Origin of the sequence: Streptomyces sp. NPDC058157, assembly GCF_042884105.1 — a bacterium.
GTDB lineage: Bacteria > Actinomycetota > Actinomycetes > Streptomycetales > Streptomycetaceae > Streptomyces.
On the sequence record NZ_JBHVUQ010000423.1, the window covers coordinates 1 to 1,789 of the forward strand.

General features: G+C 68.3%; 2 protein-coding genes. One reads left to right on the plus strand and one right to left on the minus strand.

Translation table 11 applies throughout. The annotated features are described in order from the left end of the window. The first annotated feature begins 247 nt into the window (after nucleotides 1–247). A complete protein-coding gene (locus tag ACFVXK_RS38545) occupies nucleotides 248–1,450 on the plus strand; it encodes an IS110 family transposase (RefSeq protein WP_389622045.1) in 1,203 nt (400 codons plus the stop codon). A gap of 17 nt (nucleotides 1,451–1,467) precedes the next feature. Here the strand turns inward: ACFVXK_RS38545 and ACFVXK_RS38550 are convergent, their stop codons facing one another. Then, a complete protein-coding gene (locus tag ACFVXK_RS38550) occupies nucleotides 1,468–1,704 on the minus strand; it encodes a hypothetical protein (RefSeq protein ID WP_073945300.1) in 237 nt (78 codons plus the stop codon). Between the last annotated feature and the right edge of the window lie 85 nt (nucleotides 1,705–1,789).

Genomic DNA, 1,789 nt, shown 5'->3' on the forward strand with positions numbered 1-1,789 from the left:
CCCCCCCGTTACCGTCTTCGTGGCTCCGCAATGGGGCCTCCGGCCTTCGGACCCGGCATGACTTCCCCCTCCTGTTGAAGTTGATGATCCGGGGGGTGGTGTCACCGGGTCCGGAGGCATCGACGGACCGCTGATGAGGGGCTTGAGCGCCGGCTTCACCCAAGACCGGAAGAGCTCTCCGTAACGTGGATGTGGCAGCTCGGTGCCGTGCCAGGCCGGACGAAAGCGTGAGTGGAGGGGCCTGCACGTGATCGACACCGGCGGCATCGACGTCTTCCTCGGCCTGGACGTCGGCAAGGGCGAACACCACGCCACCGCCGTCACCCCGGCCGGAAAGAAAGCCTTCGACAAGCGTCTGCCCAACACCGAGCCCAAGCTCCGCGAGCTGTTCGCCAAGCTGAAGGCCAAGCACGGAACGGTGCTGGTCGTGGTCGACCAGCCGGCCTCAATCGGCGCCCTGCCGCTGGCGGTCGCCAGGAACATGGGCTGCCCGGTCGCCTACCTGCCCGGGCTGACGATGCGGCGGATCGCCGACCTCTACCCCGGTGAGGCGAAGACCGACGCGAAGGACGCGTTCATCATCGCGGACGCGGCCCGCGCGATGCCCCACACGCTGCGGGCGATCGACGGCGAGGACGAGACGATCGCCGCGCTGGAGATGATCGTCGGGTTCGACGACGACCTGGCCGGGGAGGCGACCCGGGTTGCGAACCGGCTGCACGGCCTGTTGACGCAGATCCATCCGTCGCTGGAACGGGTGCTGGGGCCGCGGTTGCAGCACCCGGCCGTCCTCACGCTGCTGGAACGGTTCGGATCCCCGGCCCAAATACGCAAGGCCGGACGCCGACGGCTGGTCACGCTGCTGCGGCCGAAGGCGCCACGGATGGCCGAACGGCTGGTCGAGGAGATCTTCGCCGCGCTGGACGAGCAGACCGTCACCGTCCCGGGGACCGAGGCGGCCGCGCTGATCGTCCCGAGCCTGGCCGGATCCCTGGCCGCCGTCCTCGACCAGCGCAAGCTGCTGGCCGGGCGGATCGAGGAACTCCTGGAGGAGCACCCTCTTTCCAAGGTCCTGACCTCGATGCCGGGCATCGGCGTCAGGACCGGAGCCCGCATCCTGATCGAGGTCGGCGACGGCAGCACCTTCCCGACCGCCGGCCACCTCGCCGCCTACGCAGGACTCGCACCCGCGACCCGCAGTTCGGGCTCGTCGATCCGCGGCGAACAGCCCTCCCGGAGAGGAAACAAGCAGCTCAAACGGGCTTTCTTCCTCTCCGCGTTCGCCGCACTGGGTGACCCCGCGTCCCGGGCCTACTACGACAAGAAGATCGCCCAAGGCAAGCACCACACCCAGGCCCTGCTCTGCCTCGCCAGGCGCCGGGCCGACGTCCTGTTCGCGATGCTCCGCGACGGAACCTTCTACGAACCCCAACCCGCAGGGGCCAGGTGACGATTCAGACTCACCGGTCAGTCCTCCTCCGGCCGAAGCCGTCGGCGAGCGGCCTCAAGCCGCTGGTCATAGTCAGGCGCGAACAGCCCAGCTAGTGACTTGTCCAGCGTCCCGGCGATGCGATGGATCGGCGCCCAGACCGCCGGATCGTCGACAACCCGGCTCAGGTCCGTCATCTGCAACTTCTCCAGCCAGTCCGACAAAACCAGCGCCTCGTCACTCGTGAGCTTGATCGTGACCTGGCTATCACCCATGCACACCCCTACGGCTCGACCCCGTCCTCGACCACACGAACCTACTGGCCCTCGACCTTGACCAAACACATAGGGGCACCCCCCC